Annotated in this window: 19 protein-coding genes; 5 read left to right on the top strand and 14 right to left on the bottom strand. The window is 40.3% G+C overall.

Translation table 11 applies throughout. From position 1 onward, the window contains the following. Positions 1–21: 21 nt before the first annotated feature. Together AC04MN_RS13745 and AC04MN_RS13740 are read right to left on the bottom strand one after the other, a co-directional pair. Complete coding sequence (locus AC04MN_RS13745; protein ID WP_475383780.1) at positions 22–1704, bottom strand: hypothetical protein; 1683 nt, start codon at positions 1702–1704, stop codon at positions 22–24. Between the two features lie 109 nt (positions 1705–1813). Next, entirely contained in the window at positions 1814–2536 is a 723-nt protein-coding gene (locus AC04MN_RS13740; protein WP_475383779.1) for a hypothetical protein, read from the bottom strand. 166 nt (positions 2537–2702) lie between these two features. Here AC04MN_RS13740 and AC04MN_RS13735 point away from each other — a divergent pair, with 166 nt between their 5' ends. Further along, complete coding sequence (locus AC04MN_RS13735; RefSeq protein WP_475383778.1) at positions 2703–3080, top strand: hypothetical protein; 378 nt, start codon at positions 2703–2705, stop codon at positions 3078–3080. A gap of 63 nt (positions 3081–3143) precedes the next feature. Next, positions 3144–3995 carry an alpha/beta hydrolase family protein gene (locus AC04MN_RS13730; protein ID WP_475383777.1) on the top strand — a complete coding sequence of 284 codons (852 nt, stop codon included), beginning with the start codon at positions 3144–3146 and terminating at the stop codon, positions 3993–3995. Here the strand turns inward: AC04MN_RS13730 and AC04MN_RS13725 are convergent. From AC04MN_RS13725 to AC04MN_RS13710, 4 genes are all read right to left on the bottom strand, one after another. Then, entirely contained in the window at positions 3992–5239 is a 1248-nt protein-coding gene (locus tag AC04MN_RS13725; protein ID WP_475383776.1) for a S1 family peptidase, read from the bottom strand. The two genes, AC04MN_RS13730 and AC04MN_RS13725, sit on opposite strands and share 4 nt — an antisense overlap. A gap of 44 nt (positions 5240–5283) precedes the next feature. Further along, entirely contained in the window at positions 5284–6633 is a 1350-nt protein-coding gene (locus AC04MN_RS13720) for a hypothetical protein (protein ID WP_475383775.1), read from the bottom strand. 107 nt (positions 6634–6740) lie between these two features. Continuing rightward, positions 6741–7415 (bottom strand): hypothetical protein, encoded by a 675-nt coding sequence (locus tag AC04MN_RS13715; RefSeq protein WP_475383774.1) that lies wholly within the window; start codon positions 7413–7415, stop codon positions 6741–6743. A 48-nt stretch (positions 7416–7463) separates the two neighbouring features. Then, entirely contained in the window at positions 7464–8390 is a 927-nt protein-coding gene (locus AC04MN_RS13710; protein ID WP_475383773.1) for an ADP-ribosylglycohydrolase family protein, read from the bottom strand. 11 nt (positions 8391–8401) lie between these two features. On the opposite strand from AC04MN_RS13710, the gene AC04MN_RS13705 reads away from it, so the two are divergent. Continuing rightward, positions 8402–9586: a metallophosphoesterase family protein gene (locus AC04MN_RS13705; RefSeq protein ID WP_475383772.1), complete on the top strand. Its 1185-nt coding sequence runs from the start codon at positions 8402–8404 to the stop codon at positions 9584–9586. Positions 9587–9602: 16 nt separating this feature from the next. Here the strand turns inward: AC04MN_RS13705 and AC04MN_RS13700 are convergent, their stop codons facing one another. Both AC04MN_RS13700 and AC04MN_RS13695 read right to left on the bottom strand, forming a co-directional pair. Continuing rightward, positions 9603–11291, bottom strand: a complete 1689-nt coding sequence (locus AC04MN_RS13700; RefSeq protein WP_475383771.1) for a hypothetical protein — start codon at positions 11289–11291, stop codon at positions 9603–9605. Positions 11292–11311: 20 nt separating this feature from the next. Further along, entirely contained in the window at positions 11312–13687 is a 2376-nt protein-coding gene (locus tag AC04MN_RS13695; protein ID WP_475383770.1) for a hypothetical protein, read from the bottom strand. A 248-nt stretch (positions 13688–13935) separates the two neighbouring features. Between AC04MN_RS13695 and AC04MN_RS13690 the strand changes: the two genes are divergently transcribed. Continuing rightward, positions 13936–14841, top strand: a complete 906-nt coding sequence (locus tag AC04MN_RS13690; RefSeq protein WP_475383769.1) for a S1 family peptidase — start codon at positions 13936–13938, stop codon at positions 14839–14841. Here the strand turns inward: AC04MN_RS13690 and AC04MN_RS13685 are convergent. The 5 genes from AC04MN_RS13685 to AC04MN_RS13665 all read right to left on the bottom strand — a co-directional run bounded on the left by AC04MN_RS13685 (position 14819) and on the right by AC04MN_RS13665 (position 19619). Further along, on the bottom strand, positions 14819–15196 hold the full coding sequence (locus AC04MN_RS13685; RefSeq protein WP_475383768.1) for a hypothetical protein: 378 nt from the start codon (positions 15194–15196) through the stop codon (positions 14819–14821). The two genes, AC04MN_RS13690 and AC04MN_RS13685, sit on opposite strands and share 23 nt — an antisense overlap. A 52-nt stretch (positions 15197–15248) precedes the next feature. Beyond that, positions 15249–16370, bottom strand: coding sequence for an outer membrane protein assembly factor BamB family protein (locus AC04MN_RS13680; RefSeq protein ID WP_475383767.1), 1122 nt, complete (start codon positions 16368–16370; stop codon positions 15249–15251). Positions 16371–16416: 46 nt separating this feature from the next. Beyond that, the gene (locus AC04MN_RS13675; protein ID WP_475383766.1) at positions 16417–17190 is read right to left on the bottom strand and encodes a tetratricopeptide repeat protein; all 774 of its coding nucleotides are present in this window, start codon (positions 17188–17190) and stop codon (positions 16417–16419) included. 114 nt (positions 17191–17304) lie between these two features. Continuing rightward, positions 17305–18420 (bottom strand): Glu/Leu/Phe/Val family dehydrogenase, encoded by a 1116-nt coding sequence (locus AC04MN_RS13670; protein ID WP_475383765.1) that lies wholly within the window; start codon positions 18418–18420, stop codon positions 17305–17307. 80 nt (positions 18421–18500) lie between these two features. Further along, the gene (locus AC04MN_RS13665) at positions 18501–19619 is read right to left on the bottom strand and encodes a BamA/TamA family outer membrane protein (protein ID WP_475383764.1); all 1119 of its coding nucleotides are present in this window, start codon (positions 19617–19619) and stop codon (positions 18501–18503) included. 83 nt (positions 19620–19702) lie between these two features. On the opposite strand from AC04MN_RS13665, the gene AC04MN_RS13660 reads away from it, so the two are divergent. Next, the gene (locus AC04MN_RS13660) at positions 19703–22318 is read left to right on the top strand and encodes a CHASE domain-containing protein (RefSeq protein WP_475383763.1); all 2616 of its coding nucleotides are present in this window, start codon (positions 19703–19705) and stop codon (positions 22316–22318) included. Here AC04MN_RS13660 and AC04MN_RS13655 read toward each other — a convergent pair. After that, complete coding sequence (locus tag AC04MN_RS13655) at positions 22304–22915, bottom strand: hypothetical protein (RefSeq protein ID WP_475383762.1); 612 nt, start codon at positions 22913–22915, stop codon at positions 22304–22306. The two genes, AC04MN_RS13660 and AC04MN_RS13655, sit on opposite strands and share 15 nt — an antisense overlap. Between the last annotated feature and the right edge of the window lie 250 nt (positions 22916–23165).

Raw genomic sequence — 23165 nt, 5'->3', positions numbered from 1 at the left:
CACATAAGTGGGGATTTTTTTTTATAAGGCATTTATACTGAAGTCGTTCGATTGAATTGTTGGGTAGCTTGGAATCGTCACCCTAATAGTTCCAGTTCCCTGAGCCGGAATTTTAAATGGAATTTGTAAGAATGAAGAGCCTGCAGGAACCGAAGTTGAAAGACTTGCGGATGATGTTCCCGCGCAGCCAAAATCATTTGGCTGGTAAAAGTTGAAAGCGCTTCCTGATACGGTGTCAATTTGAACATTAAGCGCAGACATAACGGGAAATGCATTACCATTAGCATCTTCAAGTTCAATATTGATCAAACGAGTAGCACAAGTATTGTACTGAATTTGATTTCTATCACTCCAAACTCGGACTTTAGCTAAAGATCCAATACCAGATCCTTCTTGAAGATGAATGACTCCGTCGACGTTGCCGGACTCCCAAGCAGTAAAGCTTGGATTTGCTGCGGCAGAATCAATTGAAACCCAAACATCAGTGTATTTCGTAACGCCACCGTTCAGAGTTAAATGAGAGGGGATACCGTAAGAAACTTCACCAGTCGCTGACTGGCAAGCGCTAAGGCTTGGGTAAACCTTTGTTTGGGCGTTCGCATGATTTATACCTAGTGATGAAACCGTTGCACCAGCTCCGGCCCAATATCTTGAAATTAATTGGTAGCGATGACATGAGTTCGGTAAAATTCGACGAGGGCCTGCGATTTCAAAAGTAGTAGAACTTGGTAATTGAACATTGAAGCTCATATTTGATGTTGGATCAAAACCTGGGGGGCCACTGACGGGTGCCATATTAATAGCTAAGGGGCCAACCGTGGAATTGGTTGTGTAACTAAGACATTGTTCTCCAATTGTGCCTTGAGCGAAAAATACTTGTGACGTCAATCCGCCAGAGCAATCACAGCTATTGTGAATATTTAGAGGATTGGCCATTGAATCTTCAAATTGAATGGTTGCGGGCTCCGACAATTGTGCCCATTGGCCCTGGTTGTCTTGAAATTGAATGTAAAACTGATTGCATGAGTCCGTGTAAAAACCGTTTATTGGCCAGAAATTTTTAGCCAAGCGAGCTCGAGTTGCTATGGCCGGTCCGCCACCGCCGCTACCATTTCCATCGCCAAAATCAGGACCGACGCAGTCGTCGAACCAAGCTTGATTGTCCCAGGACATTGAGACCGGAACAGTCAGAGTTGCTCCTGGATTCATAACCAGGCCGCCGACTTCTCCAAGAATGTAGGGTTTTGAAAGATTTGAGTTGTCTTGATCGCTTTCAAGGCCGCTACAAGCTGATGCAGTTAGCGCGTGAAATCCAATGACCTTTATAGATCTATCCTTGCCGGATGGTACATCCATAGTGATCGACTGTCCTCCGGACACAGCTCCGGCTAATATACCAACTCCGAAGCGCGAGATAGATCCATCCTCGCGGCCACAAGAGTTGACATTAAATCCTGGTTCTGGGGCACTGACCATGACAGCATAGCAGTTTATAGGGTAGGCGCCTGAAAACCCAGTTGGTTCAATCGTGGAAAAATCTAACGGCGAGATTCCATCAACTTTTGATTCTTGAAGTAATGAAATATTTGTTTTAGGAAAGGAAATTTCAACCCGGGATTTTGTTGATTGAGCAATATTTCGCTCGCAACCTAAATGAAAAAGGGCAAAACTCAAGGATAAAGCATAAAAAATATTTTTATTCATATTCAGAGTTTGCCCGCGAATCAAAAACTTTTCTAGTCTGGAAAATAGGCTTTACTGGAAGTTCACCTTTTCGACGTTAGTCTAGAAGATGAATTTAAAGTAAGTAGCACTATTTAAGGGCTGGACATTTTTTATTTAAAAATTGGTAAAAGGCTTTATCGTCTGCAAACTTCCAAACGTTGTCGCCATCGGCTGTATAATTGTAAAGCTCTGTATTTCCAACAGTGCAGGATTGGTTTTTAGAGTTTCTGATAGTGCTTTTATTGTAGCGTTTTGAGGTTGGACTAGCGCCGACTTTAAAGCCCCCCTCGATCCATAAACCATTTTTAAAGGAATTAATTTCGATTCCGCCTTTTATGGTTGGATCAATAATTCTATTAAATGTGAATTGAGTGTTTGTGATTGAAATTGGCTCTAAAGTTTCAGCATCAAAGGTGAATTTATCGCCTGAAGTCTGCGTCACGATAACTTGATCATTAATGATCTCGAACTGAGGTCTTGGGAAAAGGTGAGGAATTTGAGTAAACTCTCTAGCAGCCGTTGTCTCATTTTCCGGACCTGGACCATAAGAGTCGAAAATCATAAAAAGCCCTTCATTTGAAAATAAGAAAGAGCGGTATATAAGTTTCGTATAGGCACTGATGGGCGATAGGGTTAAAAAGCAGCGGTTTGTGCCGGGATTTCCAATAACTTGAATTTGTGTATTTTTAAAGCGTACAACTTCATCTTCACATCCCGGCAGATCGCCTGGTGCTGATGATTGTTGGGCAAATGAGTTCAGTGAAAAGAGCAAAGAAGTAAGTACTAAAGCTGGGGTGATTTTTTTAAACATAGAAACCTCCTTTTTCATCACAACAAGACTGGCGTTTTGTGTCATCGATAAATTTCTTTTCTGGACTCGGTTTTATTGACCTTTTGTGGTGAACTGATTGTCACAGGGTATGAAAGTGGCTTGCACCGGGCCTTTCAGCTCTCCTTCAAGATCAGAGAAAAAAATAATGAATATTTTAAAAACGCAAAAACTTGAAAAATATTTATCCGCAGTTCAAGTCGCTGTCGCTGTGGCTGGCCCTGTTGTCATCACCTTTACCATGGATAAAGTACATTGGTTTTGGAAGTGTCATATGATTTTAGCTTTGATGGTTTTTGTGGTTTGGATAAACTACTTTAGAGGTAAACTTTCTCAAAAGCTTCGGTCTCATTTTAGCAATCTGCAAGCAGGGGCTGTTTTAGGCAGTCGCATCCCCAAAGAGACATCTCGATTTATAGTCACTCGCTGTAGTGGAACTCATTACCATTTAAAAGGGATTGAATCAGGAAAGCAGATATTGGTTCCGAAATCTCGTATTCAAGACGATTTTGAAATTTTGCTATAATATTGTTCTGCTCTGATGCGTAGGTGTATTGACCATCGTGGGCCTCTTTGCCAACATGAATGGATGAGATTTTTTGTTTGTAAGATAATTTTACTCGTATCTATCCTTACAGTTTTTTCTAATAAAACAAGAGCTAGCAGCAACCCATCATGTTGGACTTTTGAATCCGCCGCCTTCAGTAGCTGCTTTGAGGTCGGTGATAATTCAGAGGTATTGCTGTTCCTGCATGGTCTAGGAGGAAATGCTAGCTCGTTTTGGCAGTATCCCGGCGTTAAGACAGTGTCCTCCCACCTTCGTAAAGCGAAAAGACATCCATCAGTACTTTCGATTTCATTAGGTCCAGATTGGCTGTTGAATAACGTCGACATCAACGGTCGAAGCCTAGAAAAATTCAAAATAGATTATCTTCCTAAGGCGTTAAATCATTGGGGCCTTTCTGTAAATCAGGTCACCGCTTTAATGGGAGTATCAATGGGCGGATTTAACTCGACCCAAGTTTTGAGTGAGATCAATCTGCCGATTAAAAAATGGATTCTGCTTTGTCCTGCCATTTCAAGCATCAGTCCGCATTCACCAAAGTCTGAAGTTGATAGTTATATATTAAGAACTGGCGCAAATCGCAAACAAGTCCTTTTTATGCAGGATTGGGGGCGATTTGAATTTCCAAACGAGTCTGAGTGGTTAAAACACTCCCCTTTGACTTTAGCATCGGAAATAGCTCAAAAAAATCCTTACCTAAACGTGTTTATTTCTTGTGGGGATAAAGACGAATTTGGATTTTTTGAAGGATCTCGAATTTTAAGTACTAAGTTGTTAAAAGCGGGTCTTAAGAGTCAGATGGTCAATGTCAGTCAGGGAGGCCATTGTAGTTTCAGTTCTATGGAACTGGTTAAGTTTCTTGAAGCAAATAATTAGGGACAGTGTTCAAGTAACTCTCGGATCTCGCTTTCTTGCTTATTATTTGATTTGCGAACCCAAGACACTGCCAGCTGATTTTTTAATAAATCTGCAGGAATAAGACTGACAGTGACTTCCTCGGGGATTTTGGAAGTTTGGGGAGTCATCTGCAGTTCTTCGTTATATTTCGCAGCAAATTCGATGCGATAAATTGGATAACTAATACTGAGGGAAGTTTTTCGTAATTTAGCTTCGGACTTTTTTATCGAGTCCCGATTTATATTAATACAGAGGGGACGAAAACGAAGGATCCCTAAAATTCCTTGCGAAGTCTGTCTTTGTTGGTCGCTCGCAGATAGTTGTACTCGTTCTAAGGTCCAGCGATAAACTCGGCCCGATTTTAAATATAAATCTTCAAGTGTTTCTTTAAACGTTCGTTCAGCTTGCTGCTGCAATATTTTAATTGTCTGATCAACCGATGCATTTAGTTTTTCATTAAACTCTTTTTCCGAGACAGGCTTTCGACAGTCTGGTGACGGTTGTGTCGATAGACAGCTTACGTGAGTTCCGTAGGCAGCCTCATTGGGAACTGAAGGTAAGTAAGGAATCTTTGCTTTCAAATCGAGGTCTGTTCTTGCATTCAAAATTGCTACAACCTGATTTTGCTGATTTACAATCGGAGAACCTGAATTACCTGGCATCACTTGGCAAGGTAGGAAGCCTAAGGTAATCGATTCCGAGGTCTGAGCTAATGGATTGATATGACTATTTAAAACGTTTTTACACTCAATCACTTCAAGTTCGGCCTCTATTTTGGATGGACTCAAGGGATTCATTTTAAAAATCTTTACGGACTCTTGATGTTTAGGTCCAGTTGAGCTCAAGGTGAGGGGAGGGATGCCTTCTGTCTTTTCAATTTCCAGAAGTGCCCAGTCTGGAGTGATTTCATAATTTAGATCGGGTCCAATATCTTTTAAAGATTTACACGAGACTTTCAGTGGATCATTTTGTTTTGTTTTAGGGAAATAGATTTCTATTTCTTTGCAGTCAGCACCTACTGTCCATTTCTTTGATTGCTGGAGGCAATGCCTATTAGTTGCGATTATGGAATCAGATATTAAGAAACCAGTGCAAGCCTTTTTATTCGATACTAGATATGCGACACCGGCCGGGCAGTTTTCACTATCTTTGCAGCGGACAGAATCCGCAATGCCTGAAGCTGAAAAGAGAAAGGTTGAAAGGGCAAAAAAGAGTCTGTGCATATAAAAAAAGGTCGGAGGAATCCGACCTTTTCTTGATTAATTTTTTAAGGATTGTCTAAAAATCTAAAGCTTTGTAGGGGAGCAATTTCATAAATAGTTCCGTCTAGTCCAGTCTGTACCGGCGAAGATTGGGCTCCGTTAAGACTCACAAGAGATCCCTGTTCAGTCAAAGCAAAGGTCTGATTTTGAACCTTATAGCTCCTTACGATGTCATTTGGTACGGAGAGAGTGCTATTTTTAATAAATGGTGTCGTAGATCCCTCTGGGCAACCAAATTCAAATACCTGACCTGAAGATGTTCTTAGGAATTGAGACTTATCAACTCTAGAGTATCCCTTGAGGTAAAGAATATTTTCTGCATCGCCAGATGGAATTCGAACCTCGCTAGTCGAGCTAGATTTAGGATCGCAGGCAAATTTGATGCGATTTTTGTATACCTTTGCAGACCACTGCGCACCCAAATGTAAGTCTGAAAGATCTGCTTTTTGAGCCGGAGTCTGAGAGTTGTACTCAATAACAGCTTCTCCTGCGGATTGCACAATTTCCCCTTCATTATTCACAAACAAATATCGGGCATTTTTGTTTCTATCTGTCGGGAAAAGAATTCTATTTTGAGCACGCATAACGATTTTACCAAGTTCAGGCGTCTGCCCTAAAGCTTGAAGTTGTGCGTTCAAAGGATTGAAAGAATATAGATTTTTATCATTTGTCATCACTAAAAGCTTTTCTTCACGGTCTACTTTTACCGGTGTTTCAAATGCTTCATCTGCGTAAGTGACTGCCGAAGCCATCGCATAAGCCTTAAGTGCTGGGTGAAGGTCTGTTGCATACTTTGCCATTTGAGCATATGTCTCAACAGTTACTGCGTAAGAACCACCTGAGGAAATTCTTGTATCACAAGCTCCCTGCAATCCTTTTCGAGCTCCACGCGAACAAGTAGTATGAGGGAAACCATCGATATGCCGTGCCTCATGCATAAATACACTCGCACGATCCATTGCCGAGAAGGTTTCAGTCAACATCATCGGACAAACATACATTGTCGAGCCAAAACCATAAACATAGGCACCAACACCTTTAGGGCAGTTACTTTGAACCGAAATATCTGAAATACGACCGATAAAATAGTCATACCAGCTAGATGCAAATTTACCTGAAAACAACTCATCTTGGCTTTTCTTCATATCATTTGAAAATGCGGTCTTTCGCATAAACATGATTGCTTGAACAAGATTTGCTGTCTGAGAACCATCATAGCAGTAATCGGCTTTTGCTAAGCCCTTAAACTGTGAAAAATGAGAAGCGATTGTTTGCATTTCTGATTTTGAAACGCAGTCGGCGCCGAAAGAAAAAGCACCACTAAATAAAATAAACGCACTGATAATTATCTTCATGAAAGTCCCCTCTTTGAATGAAGCTAGTTAAAAGTCTAGCCATCGGTAGGGGAGTTTCATCAAAAAAATGCATATTTAATGCGATTGCTGCCTATTTTTTTCAGGAATCATTTAGAAACCTCCGCAAATCGAGAAAGGGCATAAGCACGAAGTCCCTGATCTGGAATTTTATTAAAGCTTTCTATCAATTCATTTTCAGAAATGCGGCCTATTTTAAAATCCTGAATCGAAGAATCAATTAACATGCGTCGAATTGCTTTCTCTTGCATCGAAAGAGTTTCCTCGGGGGAGTGAACGGGGCCTGATCTTATACTAAGCTCTTGAGATAAAACATAACTTATAGCTTCAAAATTATGTTCCGTTTCTAAACCAAGGATATAAGCCGATAAAATCTTCGAGTTTGCCGGCCCTTGAGAGCTTAAAATAGTCTTAACCAGATATATTTGTTCGCTTACCTCTAAAGAAGCGGATTTTTTTCGATAGGCGTCCTCATTGAAATCCTTGTTGGTTGAGATTTTATCAAAGCCAGATAATTGCTCGTTAAACCAATTCAAAAACTCTGTTGAGGGGAATCCTTTATCATCCACGGCCTGCGAATTTAAAATCCCAGAATTAAAATTCGAAGCAAGGGAGTTTATTGATGTAGGGTTTTTTTGATTGAAGGAGGAAGCTTTTGGTTGCAAGAATTCAGAATCGTTTATATCCAAACTTCTTTTATTAAGATAAATGGTCAAGCCGATGATAAAAATAGCAGTTAAAAGAAGTGTGATTTTGATCCTCATAAGAGCCTTTTAATTCTTCTGATAAGTTATATTATGTAACATATAGTGTTAGCCAGGAATCAATATATCGACCAAAGATCTGATTTCTGAGCCTCTTTGTATGATATTGAGCCATTCCTTAGGCCACACTTCAACACCATAGCGCGCACCTAATAAAGCCCCAGCAACCGCCGCACAAGTATCTGAATCATCTCCTCGATTTGCAACTTGAATTACAACTTCATGAGGTCTCAGTCGTCCATTTTCACATTGCTTTAAGGCCCAAAAACCGGCTCCTAACGTCCATACAGCATGACCCTCGGTCTTTAAATGATCCCAAGCAGCTTCCATATTTGTTTGTAGATCCTGGATGAATTCCGAAGAAATTTGATCAAATATAGAGCCTTTTTGAAGCTTATTTTTCATGGAAATTTGCATCCATAAATCGCTCTTATTTTCTTGCAAAAATTCCTTCAAAATATGTAGGTAAATACGATCAATTTCCACGCATATCTGATGTCCATGGGTCATTAAGCACTGAGTCTCTAAAACCGCATCAAAATCGGTTCCTAAATACATGGCCAAGGGAGCAGATCTCATAATGGATCCATTGCCATACATTGTAGGATGCTTGAATCCACATTGTTTTAAAGGCAAATTTAAACGCAAATTTTCGATGCCTTTTTTGGTGGTATTACCAATATCCAAGGGCTTTGAGTCCGCCCAAATGATAAGGTTCTGCTTTAGAAGTTCAAAGTCGAATTGATAGGATTTATTTCGTAAAGATTTAAGTACCAAAATCATTAAATCCGTATCATCGGTTGCGGCGCCGGCAGTCCAATTAAAGGGACCTTTACCAATTATAGAATTATGATACATAGGGTCAGGGCTAGGGGGGCCAAATTCTAACGTCGCACCTAATGAATCTCCGCAATGCAGGCCCAAAAGCATTCCTAGAACTTTATTTTTATATTGCAAAACATCGCTTGGATTCATACTTTCGCCCCATGATTTTAAACTTTCTATTAGCGACTTATCTTGTGACTCAATTACAAGGTCAAGAAGTGATTCAAAAGCAGATTTCAAAAGAAGGGGAGATTGTTCAAGTTTCCAGCACTCCCCTTTCTGACTCGTTAAAAAACAAAGCAACGTCGGGCTTTAAGGTCGCTATCGTTGGTGACACCGGCTGTCGCGTTCGCGGCAAAGAGGTTCAAAATTGTTTAGATGAAAAGTCGTGGCCACTAAAAAGAATTGCTGAATCCATTGCTAAAGAGTCTCCAGACCTCATTATTCATGTGGGGGATTATCATTATCGGGTTTCGTGTAAGGACTCGCCTCTTTGCCCGTCTTTGAATTCAACTTTAGGGTATACTTGGGAGTCCTGGGAGGCGGAATGGTTCGCTCCGACTCTGGCTATTTCACATATCCCCACTGTTTACGTCCGTGGTAATCATGAAAATTGTCGACGAGCATGGTTGCATTGGGAAAAGTATTTGGCTCCAGGTCCTGTAGATTTATCCGAGTGCGCCGTTATGGATGCTTTTCAGGTGACTGATTTAGGGGAAATTCTATTAGTCAATTTAGATGTCAATTGGGTTAGTGATGAGCCCCTGAACACTAAAGAGCCTTCAGCGGATAAAGAAAAGTTAAAAGCTTATTTGGAAAAAGTTAAATCCGAGATTATAGCCATCAAGAAGAACTCCTCGAAACAAGTCTGGGTTTTAATCCATAAGCCGCCTTACGGTGCCGTTCCTTACCTGAAAAAAACAGACAAAGAAGTTCCCGAAGAAAAATCTGAGAAAGTATCTAACAAAGAAATTTACTGGGATTTCGGTACGCCACGAATGACTAAAATTATTCAAGATATCAATTTTGATCAAGTTGTGGATTTGTATATTTCGGGACATATTCATAATGTTCAGATGGTCAGTGGAAATCATCCCTTGCAAATAGTTGCAGGAGAGTCTGGGACCTCATTAGACCCCGTTGGGGACTACGCGAAAGATCTCATTCCGATGATTAACGGAAGCACGGCCTTTATTCCGACGGCAGAAGATGATCGTTTTGGTTATTTAATAATGCAGAAAAAAGCAAAAGAGACCTCGATCTTCGTAAAAGATCCGGACGGTAAACTAGAGTTCCAGTGCACTACGGATTTGCAGACGTATGATTGTAAAGGAGCCCCTTTTTAGGGCTCCTATTTAGTTTTTAAAGAAATAACTTTTGGCAGACACGATTCTGATTTGACGTCGTTTCTGAAACATTTTTCATAAAGTCTAAGCCATCTTTGACGAATTTTTGATTTAGATTTAGATCTTCATCTTTCACGTTCATCCATGAGCTAAAGTCTTTACCTGTTTTTAGCTTCACAGTTTCGATTAGATTTTTGTAGCCATTGTTTTTTGGGGCCTGACCTTCTTCAAATGCAATTACTTCATCTGGAAAGATAATAAGAGGCGCTAGTAGCTCTATTTCAGATGTGTACGACGAAACAAGGTTCGGCACCATACGACGGCGATCGACCTGCACTGCAACAACACCACCTTTAATTTTCTCTACTGTCTTTCCGTCAACTGTTTCCATCACCCCACCACCAGAAAATCGATTTGCAACCGAGGGACTGTATGTAAACGATAAGAATGAAGAAGCTTTAGGGTCGCGGGAGTGAGCTTTAAACTGATCGTAAATTTTTGAGTGCACAATATTCAATGATGAAGCACCCTCTACCTTGGTTCCCGTCGCTTCAGTTGATTGAGAATCGCCGTTTTTAATACGGTTCGTGGATAAAGAGCGAAGACGACGAGTATAGCTTCCCTGATTTGCAGTGAGTACCGTTGAAAGCATACCAATTCGGCCATCTTGAGTTCTCTGCAGCTTATCAGTTTTGTAGTCAAGACCACGGAAAGCGATAACTGTGTCTTTGCTTGGATTTTCAATCGCATCTAACCAAGTTTTCCAAGCCTGGACCTCCATGGGTTCCATTACAGCCCACGGCAAGTAGGTCTCGATCATTTTTTTAACACCAGATCGATCATTCGCAAGAATTAGATCGTTCAATTTTGCATTCATAGCTTCATATTTTTCCAAGGCACCCGTTTCTTTTCTCCAACGAGCCAGCTCTTTTTCTTGATTACGTTGCATTTTTTGAGCGGCCGCAACTTGCTGAGGGAGTTGCTGCGATAGAGTCTCAATAGCTTGCTGACGGGCACTCTCTAGGCCGGATAAATTTCCAGACAGAGAGATTTCCTTTAATAATGTTATTTTGACTTCTGTCAGGCGAGCCTGAGCTGTCAAACTCCCCATTCTTGCGTTAGTTAGAAGCTCATTAAAGTTTGCAGGTCGGATGTTGCTTTCAACAAATCGACTAATCGTGTAGTTGTTAATCTTAACGTCGAAACTATTGTCGTACGTACCACGCACAATGGAATGCACTAGTAAAATATCGGTAATCGCCATCTCTGGATTTTTAGCAGCTGCTTCTGATAAAATTAAATTGATTTGAATATGAGTGGGCGTAAATTCAATTTGAATTCGTGATGCTTCCGCTTGAGTCTCAGAAATAGTAAGTGATGACTTTACATTTAGAATTTCACCACCAGGCGACGTTGGAGTTGTCTTTTCAACAATACTTCGAATACTTTTTAAAGTCTTACTTTCGCCTTCTTCCGCCGTCACTTTTGCAGAGGTATTAACATCTTCTGCAAGTGAATGATCGACCGTCATTGAAGAATATTGCTCATTGACGCTTTGCTTGGTTGTTTGAGTCTTAAATACTTTAGATTTTAACGACGTAAAGAAATCTGAAATAGAGGCAGCCTCGGCCGCTGAGGTCGATGTTGCAATAGAGAAGCAAAGAACTAAAGCAGGAAAATATTTTTTATTCATTGGATGTTTCATATCATTTACCTCATTTACTCTTATAAAAGGATCGCTTCACAGCGAAGCGCGGAACCCATACCCGGAATTTCTTTGGTACGGTACATCCCTTTGGCATCTAGCTCAAAAATAAAGCCATAACTTTTCATTACTTTTTCTTCGTATTTTTCGACGAAGCTTCCCTTGTTGCGGAAAAATTCACGATCAGCAATTAGCGCCTCAGGGGTTCCATCTGAAATCACCTGAATACTTAAATTCTTGGGAAGTTGCGCACTCAGGTTGTTCCATCGCTTTTCACCTATTTGTTTAATTGCTTGCTCGGCGGACATTCCCTCGATCACTAGTTTGATGCTTTCATTCATTTTGGGATTGAAAGTCCCGTCAAATAGAGTTTCCGAAACAAGACCAAGTCGCTTTGCTTGAGGAACTGATTTTTGCACCTCGTTCAAAATTGCATCTAAGGTATTCAAAGTTGTTGAAAGTTCATCACGTCCGAATGTTTTTTGCGACTTAAGTAAGACCTCTAAAGCTTCCTCGGTCACAATGCCCTTTTTAATAGCCAGATGCGCTACTTGCTTCTGCGAAAGAATATCTCGAGATGCTCTAAGCTTTTGCACCGCTTTAAAGGCTTTCGAGAAGGCTGCGTTATTCTTAATCATTTCAAAATTTGCTACGGGCGATACAATCCCACTTTCTTGAAATAGGCTTTCAAGAAGCTGAAGTTGTGCCTTTTTTCTTTTTCCAGAGTTCGTCGCTGCGTGAGCTAAAGTTTCTGTCTCTGAGCCAACCACATCCGAAATCAAAAAGTAAGCCTGGAGGTTGGCCTGAGGTCCTAAATGCTGACGCAGATAACCAGTTTCGACCTCGACGACATCAATGACATTTTTTTGTTTCTTCAGCCATGTGTCTGTTTCATCAAAGGGAGTATAAACTTGTCCAATTGTGAACTTATTCATTTTTGGATCAACTAGTTTTGCCGTGGAAAAATCAAGCATCTTTCCCTCGTGTGTCTGGACCTTTTGACCGCCTACAAGGTCCCCGACTTTCAGACCCTTATCAGCTAACGCTCCAGCGGTGCCGATATAAACTACATTGTGATCGTTTCCCGAACGTCGAAGAGCTTTAGCAATGGGAATGATTTCATCTCCCCATACGGCCGAAAAAACTCTCCAGCGTTGAATACGTCCTTCTTTGTCTTGTAAAAGATAATCTGAAAAATCATGACTAATTTGCTCAGAGTTAAACTGAGTATAGTTTCGCACAAAAGGATCATTCGTTAGTTTAACAGCCTCAGCTAAATCTACTGGACCTGGGGCAAAGACATCATCAAGGAAGGGGCCCATTTTTCCAATTTGTTCACTTAATTTTTTAAACTTGTTTTCTTTTGCTTGGGGAAGGTTCAGTTTTTCAAAAATTTTCGGCATTTCGGCCTGAACTACTTCCATCATACCCGCAGAACGAATGGCATCTTCAATAGCACCTTTTTGACCGATGATTATGCGATCTGCCTTCGGAAGTCGGCTAAAAACATCAACCAACTGCGCTTCAATTTTTGCGTGCAGCTGTTTAGAGCTTCCAAAAACTCTGACTTTATCGCTATTTGCAAAATATTTTTTACCATTAACTTGAATTAAGCGAAGCTGCGCTGCTAAGTGCTTAACTCGATCGTCTCCGGAAATTTGGTTGATCACATAAGTGTATTTTTGACGTTTAGAATCGAACGCCAAGTAGATTTTGTTATAATTTCTAGCCATTGGTAGAACTTCTTGCACTATCTGAAGTCCGGTCTTTTTGATACTTTCTTGGAAATCTTTTTCCGTGCCGATATGAAATTCAAAATCTCGATCGTTTAAGATGGCATCCCAAATGATAGCCCGACTGGTTTTCTCAGCAATATATCTTTCGTAATCTAACAGAATTTTTTGTCCCTTTATTTTAGGAACAGATCTTTGAGTTGGACTATCTTCGCCAACGAACTCTCCCCAGCTAAATCCACTGTCGGCGAAATCCCGAGTTTTATATCTTTCTAAGAGTTTATTTTTTAAGAAGTTATAATTCCAAATTAAAGAGTTCTGAATATTTTTATGATATTCACGCTGGGGATATTTTGCGATTAAAATCTCAGAAGTGATTTGGTTCCACTGCTCAATGCTGTTTAGTTTTTTGATATCAGGCTTAACTTTTAAATAGTCTTCTACAGTAAGACTGTAAAGATCGTTTACTAATTGTGGGTCCTGTTTACCCGACAGATTGTCAGCCAAAGCTTTATTGTAATAATCAAGGCGATCAATACTAAGAAGATAGCTAATGTTCCCTTGGGCCTCTGAGTGACCCCCTAAGGCATAAAGAGCTGACGGAGCCAAAAGGCTGGCCGTCAATGAGACCGAGATAATAAAGCGATGAATCTGTTTCTTCATAATTTCACCTCGCAAAAAGTAAGCAGAGATACTCAGGGATATGTAGAGCAAGTCTTTTGCCACACTCAAGATATTGATATTTCTATTTATTTCTGTATTTTTTTTCGTCTCATTTATAGAAAAGGCGCAAAAGTGGTACTTCCCGTAAATAAAGTAAACAATTTCTTCGCCTGCCCCTTTTAGGACTTAGCTCAGTGTGGCCTTTGCATTGCATATCGTTTTGAGACGATTTTACGGAGGCTAGATCAGTGAAAAATACACTCTTAGCAGGACTGCTTTGCATTTCTTTAGGCACCCTTTCAGCCTGTAGTGGATCTTATCTAGAGCTAAGAAAGCTTTCCGCCTCCGATTCGATTGTTGGCGGCACGACCTTAGAAAAAGCTGATGTTGACTCAAAAAAGGTCGTACTTGTTCGTGGTAGTAAAGAAAATTCGGAATATATTCAATACACCATTTGTACGGGTGCTTTTATAACTCCTGACATCGTACTTACAGCGGCACATTGTTTTGATGATGATTCTTTTACTTATGATATTGTCTACTCTACGAATCTATCTGGTATTAATGATAAATCAGATATTGCAAAGATCGACAAAGTTAAGATCCATCAAGACTATTTAAACAAAGAAAAGAAACCCCACCTGTTATCGGCAGACATCGCTCTGGTTAAAATTAAGGGGCAAATTCGTTATGATTATGTGGTTCAAAGTTTAGCAACTAGCGAAGAACTTAAATCATTACCTACGAAGCAAAATGCTTTAGCCATTGGTTATGGAATAACTCGAGGAGATCGCAATAATCGTGAAAATGATTCCGGCATCTTAAGAAAGACTTCAATTCGGCTAAACCTGAGCGACTCATCTGTCTATAACTATCACGTTGTAGATCAGTCAAACAGCCAGGGAATTTGCCAAGGAGACTCTGGAGGCCCCGGATTTGTGGTAGTTAACGGACAATTAAAGATATTTGGTATTGCAAAGGGTGTCTTTGTTCAAAATGGGAACGTAAAAAAGCTCGCCGAGTCCGACCCCAGTTTTGATATTTGCCGCCATCAGGCTTATTACCTGAGCACTTCTTTCTATCAGGACTGGATCCAGAAAACCATCGATGATCTTCGGCAATCTGATATTGTTATTCGTAAATCCATTCTTTAAAGCCCGCTTTTAAAGCCGAAGCCAACTGGGAACGATCAATTTCATAGACATTGCAGTTTCCAGTTGGTGCACCACAAACTTGAACTCTCATTTGGCCATCATTTTTGTTTGCAGATGAATGAACTTTTATACCAACAAGTTCTTTTTGCATTTCTATCAATGAAATGGCCTTTCCCATACCACACTGTAAGGAACCATCTGCTTTATAAACTTTAATCTTTTCAGGAGCGGGAGTGACCACTTTCACCTCAGAGTTTTCAGTCTTTTGATAATTTGCTTGAGTTCTGCAGTTACCAGCAGCGCAACCAGCCATTGAAAGTGCTGCCAGTGAAGATAAGAAAATTTTAAAAAGCATCTTGCCCCCTATCCCAAATTTACAAATTAAGAATCATTTTTAGACGTTTATTTTACGGCCAATCGGATTTTCTCTTCCAAGCCGCTTCTAGAGTCCACACATTAGATTCTCCGGAAATAAAATAGACCCGCGAACTTTGCTCATCGACCAAGGGGGGTGCTAGAACGCCTCTTCCAGGCGAGAACGAGCCGACCTCTTTACCCGTATTCATGTCTAAAAATCGTACAGAACCCTGAGATTCGCCAAAAACAACTAGGCCTTTATATAATTGCACCTGCGTGGGAATACCCGAGGCTAATTTGTAACTCCAGATACGCTGCCCGTCCGCTTTATTTAACGCCAACAGCTCTCCTTGAGATGTTGGGTAATAGATCATCTTATCACTCATCGTAACGCCGGAATACCCACCATAATCAAGTTTCCACAGCACAGCTCCAGTCGAAGGTGAAAGCACGTACAATTTATCATCAAAACCTGGCACATAGAGTTGGTCTTGATCAACAACTGGCTGAGCATCGATATCCCGGAAACGTTTATTTTTATTCAACCCCACTTGCCATTTAATAGCACCTGTTTTGGATTCAAAAGCTAGCAATGTGCCGTCAGCAAAACCTGCATACAGCATACCCTTATAGACCACGGGCTGACTCATACCTCGAATGGAAAAACTTGAAGCATCTTGATGCGAATAAACCCACAACTGGCGGCCTGTTGCCGCATCTAAAGCATATAAAACGCTGGCTCCACTGATAAAATACACGGTGCCCTCATTTAAAAATGGAGTCCCTAGATTTTCAGCCTTAGTATCAAAACTCCAAACCACATTTCCTGTACGCCCTTCAATGGAGTAAACTTTCCCATCGCTCGCTGCTACAAAAACACGATCGCGAATGCGCGCAAAAGACGGTTCAACTCCATTTTCGATTGGCATTTTCCAAATCTGACGTCCAGAGTTTTTATCATAGGCAACAATGCCATCGATTGAGTTGGCCTGAATTAGAAGATCATCGATTAAAATTGGTGAATTGCGATTGATCTTACGAAACTCTAAATTATCCTGACTGAGGCTACTACGAACCCAGACTTTATTTACCTGAAAGCTCTGAGGCATTTTAAAGGTGATATGAGAGCAGCCAGTAAGAGTTAAAAGGGCAAGAGCAAAAAATAACTTCATAGTATCAGCATCCAGCTTTAAAAAGGAAAAGAGACCCTAAGGTCTCTTATGTTCCCGAGCCAAAAAGATTCTTTTTGGCCTTTATCATGTTTAGGTATTTTTCAGCATCACGAGCAGCACCAAAATCCGCAGTCTCGTCTTGTTTTGTGCTTACTTCGGTAAACAGCTTTTCCGCTTTATCGTTTTGATTTAGAGATTCGTAACAAATACCCATTCTAAGTTTTGCTTCGTCATGCGCGAAAGCAAAGGCACTTTGAGTCGTGATTTTTTCCCAATATGAAATAGCCTTTTCACAATTTTTTTGATCCGCTAAAACTCCACCTAGCTTTAGGTATACTAATGCAGAAATAGTATCGGAATTGTTCAACCCAGCCGAAACTGATTCTAGAGTCATTAAGGCTTTATCCAATTGATTGTACTGAGCATAAATATCTGCAAGATTCAAAGCAGCCATTTGGGCGCCATGAGATTTAGGAGCCTGCTGTATATAGGCTTCAAATTTTGCTGGAATATCCGCATAATCCTTCGCCAGGTCTCCGGAAGACATTTTAGCTGTTTCTTTTTTCGCAGAGGCTTCATCAAAAGCCCGTTTTTTTTCTAGATATGTCTTCTCGATACTGTAGTAGTTTTCTTGCGCCGCCAGTTCTTTTTTTGTAGCGTAATGATTCGAGAATGCAATACCACCACCAACAACGGCAAATACCGCAATAGCTGCGATTACAGCTTTTGAATGATTTGTAGTCCAAACAAAACCTTTGCGTAGTTCTGCTTGAAGTTGATCAGGCTGCTTTAATTCTTCTTTAGTAAAATTCTTAGACAAGTTGATTCTCCAGGTTAGCTTCTCTGAATGTATAAAATGGACTTTAATATTCTTTAAAGAAGCCAGACATAAGTCAAGAGAGAGAATAAAAAAGGGGAGCTAACTCCCCTTTTTTTATCTGTTATTCACTTCTCGAAGAGTTGTGAACGAACGATTTGATTTTCCTGGGTGACGCTGTCTCAGCTTACCCACAGTCTTAATGCGTTCTTCAGCTAGACGATCCGCAGCAATATGCGTAGAAATATTATCGCGCTTCGCGATTTCAAATACTTTCAACATATTGTCGTAAATACGCTTCGTTTTATCAAAAGCACGCTCTGGAGTATAACCTTCAAGCTCTACGAATACGTTCATCAAGCCACCGGCATTGATCACGTAGTCTGGAGCATAAAGAATGCCCATTTCTTTCAATTGATCACCGTGGCGACCTTCTGCAAGCACATTATTAGCGCCACCAGCAATGACCTTGGTTTTAAACTTTGTAATTGTCTGATCGTTTACAATTGCACCCAAAGCACAAGGCGCAAGAATATCGCACTCGTGGAAAAGGATTTCGTCTGGGCTTACCATTTTAGAACCAAATTGATCTGCCACTTTTTTAGTACGAGCCTGGTCAATATCTGCAATGATAGTCTCGGCGCCTTCTTCTTTAAGATACTTTACTAGGTTAGACCCTACGTTCCCCATACCTTGAACTGCAACGCGAAGACCCTTCAACGAGTCTGTTCCAAATTTTTCTTTTGCAGAAGCCTTGATACCCATCAATACGCCGTGAGCGGTATAAGGAGAAGGATCACCGGATCCGCCGAAGTCTTTAGGAATACCAGTCACCCATGGTGTTTCCATGTAGATGTATTCCATGTCTTGTACTGAAGTACCAACGTCTTCAGCTGTGATGTATTTACCATTTAAAGAGTTTACAAATTGACCAAAGGCACGGAAAAGACCTTCTGATTTTTGAGTCTTAGGATCACCGATGATGACCGCTTTACCACCGCCCAAATTTAAACCTGCAGCTGAAGCTTTGTACGTCATACCTTTTGACAAACGAAGAACGTCAACAAGAGCCTCTTCTTCATTTTTATAATTCCACATACGCGTTCCACCAAGTGCTGGACCCAAAGCCGTATTGTGAATTGCGATAATCGCTTTTAATCCAACGTTTGCATCATGACAGAAGATAACTTCTTCGTGCTCTCCGTGTTTGGAGATGAGTTCAAAAGTAGCCACAGTAGAAACTCCTTAGTTAGTTAACAGGGGGATCATTGAGAGTTTTGAGTTAAAATACTAGTCATTATGCACAGCGTTCCTTAAAAGGCCTCGCCGACAATCACATAAACGCCCAACTTTTCAGCACCTAAACCAATATCAAAGCGAAATTTTGTTCGATTTTCAGGATCAATAATATAATGCACCCCGAAACCTCCAGAAGCAAATAAGCGAGAGTCAGAACCTTTGAAAATACTCTCAAACTTATCTGACAAGCGAGAGGCCCCTCCGAAGACGGCCGCCACCCAACGGTCTTTAAATTGCCAGCGCCCTTCTGTCTGATAAAGAAGCAAAGCCTTTTCGCGGTAACGCCCATTGTAGAAACCTCGCATACGATTAGCCCCACCAATGGAATTTAAATATTGAAAGGGCACGTATTGTTCCGAATGGACTTCTGAAGCCAAAAGTTGATGGGCCCAAACAAAATCATCCGCCAATGGTAAATACTCCCGTCCGTCAACTTCATACTTCTCAAACGAACTTAAGGAGGTATTTCCATTGTCCCTATCAAAAGGATTGATCCAAGAGGCCGAGAAACGATAAAGATGACCACGGGTTGGAGCCTGCGGAAGGTCACGTTTGTCATAATCGAGATTTAAAGTGTATATATAAGCCCCCAGATTTTTATATTGAACTTCCTGGTCGAGCTTCCCAGAGACTTCATATTTCTGAGAGCGGCGAGTTTCATAACTAAACGAGCCGCGAAGGTAGAAGTTTTCAATAAATTGGATTCCTCCGTTCAAATTTGAAATCAGAGTATTCTCAAGAAAACTTTCCGGCTCATCTAAGGTCCCGCGCAAGCCTTGGCCATAGTATTTTGATGGAAAATAAGAGTAAAAGAACAGTCCCCCTAATTCGTATTTGCCTTGTTCGAAATAAAAACGAGGAGCAATGTTGAAAATACTCTGTCCCAAGACTGTTAAACTGGCTGAACTCAGAACACTGGAAGTTTTGCCCGGGGCCTGAGTTCCGAAATTTTGAATAGCCAGAACACCAGCCGCAAGCTTAGTCTCGGGGGTGTAATACCCAAAAGGAATGATAATACGCTTCTTTGGGAGCTCACTCGAAACAGCTTCGTCTGCAACACCTTTGCTTGCACAACATAAAAATAGAGAAGCCACAAAATAGGAGATTCCCTTTTTAAATCTTTCAAAGTTCATGATCATTCCTTCTTTTTCCTATTTTTTAGATTCTAAGATTAAAGCCTAAAAGATTTTTGATTTTTACTAAATAAAAGATTCTAATGAGAATTATGCAACAAGACAAAAAAAACCTTCCTTTTTTATTTCATGTCCTTTTAAAAAAGCTATTGCAGTTCTTTGTTGTTGCATTGGTCGCATTTATCGCGGGCCGACTAGGTCTAGAGCTTGCTAGCATAAACAATAATGTCTCTCCAATATGGCCAGCCTCCGGTGTCGCATTTTTATCTTTTCTTTATTTTGGAAATATAAGTTTTATCCCCATTTTTATAGGTGCCTTTTTATACAACCTCGATGCTGGCTCGCCCACCGCTTTAGCGGCCTGTATCGCGATCGGCAATAGCCTTGAGGGCCTTTTATCGGCCATCGCCTATAAATTCATTCGGCGCCAATGGCTGCGAGTTGGTGAAAATCCCGAACTGATTTCAATTTTAAGTGCCATTTTTTTTGGCGTATGGATCAGCGCTTTGGTTGGCGTATACTCACTGATTAAATTTCAGGTCGTGAAAGAATCCGAGGCGGTTTACGAATCGCTTCTAACCTGGTGGATTGGCGACGCCCTGGGGATCCTCATTTTAGGACCTGTGTTTTATATTTTCAAAAAAGCTGATTTATTTCGCCGCCAAGGCTTTCTTCACAGAATTTTGTCATATTTATTGGTGATTATCGTAGCCCTAGGCGGAGCTGTTGCCCTTTTTAAATATCAGTCAGGCCCAAATATAATTTTTCTTATAAATGGGTTTTTATTAGTACTTCTTCTTTTGACCAATAATAAAAAATCTTACGTAGCGATGTTGACTATATATATCTATGCTATTTGGGTATTACACACCAAAGTAGACAATTTCTTTTTGCGTGGAGATGACAATTTTAATTTTTTAAATCTTCAACTAGTTTTCGCCGGAGTGTCAGTCACTTATATTTTACTTTCTAAAATGCCGACACGGATTTTAAGATCTTACGCGGCCTACGTGCTTGTAGCATCCTGGATTGCAAGCGGCTTTTTAGTTCAGTACACACACTATGTTGAAACAAAAAATAACTATGCTTCAATTCAGCAGACTATTGAAAAACTAGAGTATCGCTTTAATGAAAGAATTGAAGACAATACTTTTGCTTTAACTTTCGCATCGACCTTGCTTGCCGCAGAACGAGAAGTCAGTAACGAAAAATGGGCTGAAATGAGTTCTAAAATTAAAATTGAAGAACGATATCCTGGAATTCTGGGAATTGGCTTTATCTATTCAGTTTCTAGAAATTCAGTAGAGCGGTGGCTGCAAGGCTATAACCAAAGAAATAAAACTAATATATCCTACAAGTCTATAGCAGCAGATATTAATAAGGGCGCTATCAATCCGGACCAATCCTTTATTATTGCCGCTATCGAACCTTTAGCCACCAACTTTAGGGCCCTAGGACTAGATACTGCTACAGAGCAAAATCGCTATGCCGCCGCACTAAAATCAATATTTACTCAAAAACCCGCAATCACGAATCGAATACAAATCGTAAATAAGCCCAATCTTCCCTATGGCTTTCTATTCTACTACCCAACTTTTGATAAACTGACGAATGACTTTATTGGATGGTCGTACGCTGTATTTAGCTGGGATGATTTTTTGAGTTCGTTATTTAAAGAAAATACGAAGAACTCTGACGTTGTATATTCTATTTCTTTAAGCAACTTTAACGACGAAGAACAAATTGGTTCATCACCCAGCTATAATAAGAACGAAAAAAACATTCATCTGACTGAAATCCCATTTGCTGATAAAAAAATCAAGATTTCCTGGCAGCTAAGCTCGACCTACAAAAATCGTCTGCCGATTGTTGCTTGGATTAGTGCTTTTTTATCAATCATCTCGATTCTACTTTTTTCGCTTTTAAGCTCTTTGCTTAAAAACCAAGATAAAATTAAAAAATTAATAGACAAAAAGGAAGACGAACTCAAAGAAAGCCAATACCAACTTCTTCAGGCGTCGAAACTTTCCTCATTGGGGGAAATGGCAGGAGGGATCGCTCACGAGATTAACAACCCACTTGCTATTATCAGAGCCCGAACGGGACTCCTAAGAAAGCAACTAGACAAGGACCCATTTTCTAAAGAGAAAATATTAGAAAGTACCGATATCATCGATAAAACAATCCTGCGCATTTCAAGAATTATTGATGGGCTTCGCACTTTTTCTCGTGCACCAGCCGAACACGAACCATTACTTCCAATTACACTCACATCAGTCATAGAAGAGACTTTAATTTTTTGCGCGGAAAGATTCAAAAATCATGGCGTAGAACTAAAAACAAACATAGACCCTAAGCTTTTGATTTTGGGACGCGAAACCCAGTTAACTCAAGTTTTTCTGAACCTATTAAATAACTCTTTTGATGCCGTTCAAAGTCACGAAAATCCCTGGATAGAAATTCGAGCCTATGCTGAAGGAATTTTCGCTGTTATAGAGTTTTCGGATTCTGGAGATGGAATTCCTGATGGCGTTGCTGAAAAAATGATGCAGCCTTTTTTTACAACCAAAGAAGTTGGAAAAGGAACCGGTCTTGGGTTAAGCATCTCTAGCCGAATCATTAGCGAGCACGGCGGGAACTTGCTGTACCTAACCAAGGCCAAAAATACGACATTCTTAGTGAAATTACCCTTGCATTGATAACCACAAAAACAAACTTCCCAATGTTAGTGCTAAAAATATCGAAATAATTTTAAATAGCTTCAATTCAGCTTTTATCTTTTGAATCTCGTCTTGCATACCCAAGCGAAGATGTGAAATCTGCTCTTGATTTTTGAGTTCAAGACTTCTTGAACTTTCGCTTAAAAAATATTGGTTATTTAAACCTGGAATTTTCCCCTGCAGAGCCAAATACCACTGCAATGCCCTCCAAACTTGAGGAGGAGCTTCGTCTCCTTTTTTGGTCCAACGAGTCCAACTTGAAGGATCGACCATTAAAAGTTGAGCCATTTTTCTTTGAGATAGCCCTAAATTCCCACGAATTTGCTCTAAGTCGCCCAACTGTCTTTTAAGAACCTCAACTTGAGCTTCATAGGTCATTCGTAAGCTTGTCTTCGCCTTTACTTCTTCGTTTTTCGTATCAAAATCCAGGCTTTTTTCATCAAATTCCACATCTTTTAGTTGATCCATATTTGGACTCAATATGGGGGGATTTCCGTGTATTTCTTCGTTTAAAATGCTCTCGCGGATTGAGGCTTTAATTTTTTTTCGAATTTCTAATTCAATATCCTTACCCATATTCTTCCCGCTTCTTAATGTTGTTTTACGCAATATTGCGTTGCTATTAACAATGTCTATAGTTGTTATTTACCCCTTAATCCTATGTTAGTCATTTTAAAGGTCAAGCTAACTCTTTGATTCTCTTGGTTTTTATTAAAATGCATACCCCAACACCCCCTTTTTCAAATTAGACTAAAGCTTATGACTATTATCTTTAGTTGTAAACCATTGATATTACTCAGAAAAAACGCTCTGTAAAATATACCAC

The organism is Bdellovibrio sp. ZFWA1 (genome assembly GCF_056175665.1).
Note: the sequence above shows the minus strand (reverse complement) of the source record. Positions and strands in the feature narration are given on the sequence as shown.

Bases quoted from the DNA above. Each gene is read 5' to 3' on its own strand.
- AC04MN_RS13720 (WP_475383775.1), bottom strand. From the start codon at position 6,633: ATGAAGATAATTATCAGTGCGTTTATTTTATTTAGTGGTGCTTTTTCT.
- AC04MN_RS13665 (WP_475383764.1), bottom strand. From the start codon at position 19,619: ATGAACTTTGAAAGATTTAAAAAGGGAATCTCCTATTTTGTGGCTTCT.
- AC04MN_RS13740 (WP_475383779.1), bottom strand. From the start codon at position 2,536: ATGTTTAAAAAAATCACCCCAGCTTTAGTACTTACTTCTTTGCTCTTT.
- AC04MN_RS13725 (WP_475383776.1), bottom strand. From the start codon at position 5,239: ATGCACAGACTCTTTTTTGCCCTTTCAACCTTTCTCTTTTCAGCTTCA.
- AC04MN_RS13745 (WP_475383780.1), bottom strand. From the start codon at position 1,704: ATGAATAAAAATATTTTTTATGCTTTATCCTTGAGTTTTGCCCTTTTT.
- AC04MN_RS13715 (WP_475383774.1), bottom strand. From the start codon at position 7,415: ATGAGGATCAAAATCACACTTCTTTTAACTGCTATTTTTATCATCGGC.
- AC04MN_RS13660 (WP_475383763.1), top strand. From the start codon at position 19,703: ATGAGAATTATGCAACAAGACAAAAAAAACCTTCCTTTTTTATTTCAT.
- AC04MN_RS13730 (WP_475383777.1), top strand. From the start codon at position 3,144: ATGAGATTTTTTGTTTGTAAGATAATTTTACTCGTATCTATCCTTACA.
- AC04MN_RS13685 (WP_475383768.1), bottom strand. From the start codon at position 15,196: ATGCTTTTTAAAATTTTCTTATCTTCACTGGCAGCACTTTCAATGGCT.
- AC04MN_RS13655 (WP_475383762.1), bottom strand. From the start codon at position 22,915: ATGGGTAAGGATATTGAATTAGAAATTCGAAAAAAAATTAAAGCCTCA.
- AC04MN_RS13680 (WP_475383767.1), bottom strand. From the start codon at position 16,370: ATGAAGTTATTTTTTGCTCTTGCCCTTTTAACTCTTACTGGCTGCTCT.
- AC04MN_RS13710 (WP_475383773.1), bottom strand. From the start codon at position 8,390: ATGAATCCAAGCGATGTTTTGCAATATAAAAATAAAGTTCTAGGAATG.
- AC04MN_RS13735 (WP_475383778.1), top strand. From the start codon at position 2,703: ATGAATATTTTAAAAACGCAAAAACTTGAAAAATATTTATCCGCAGTT.
- AC04MN_RS13695 (WP_475383770.1), bottom strand. From the start codon at position 13,687: ATGAAGAAACAGATTCATCGCTTTATTATCTCGGTCTCATTGACGGCC.
- AC04MN_RS13700 (WP_475383771.1), bottom strand. From the start codon at position 11,291: ATGAAACATCCAATGAATAAAAAATATTTTCCTGCTTTAGTTCTTTGC.
- AC04MN_RS13705 (WP_475383772.1), top strand. From the start codon at position 8,402: ATGATTTTAAACTTTCTATTAGCGACTTATCTTGTGACTCAATTACAA.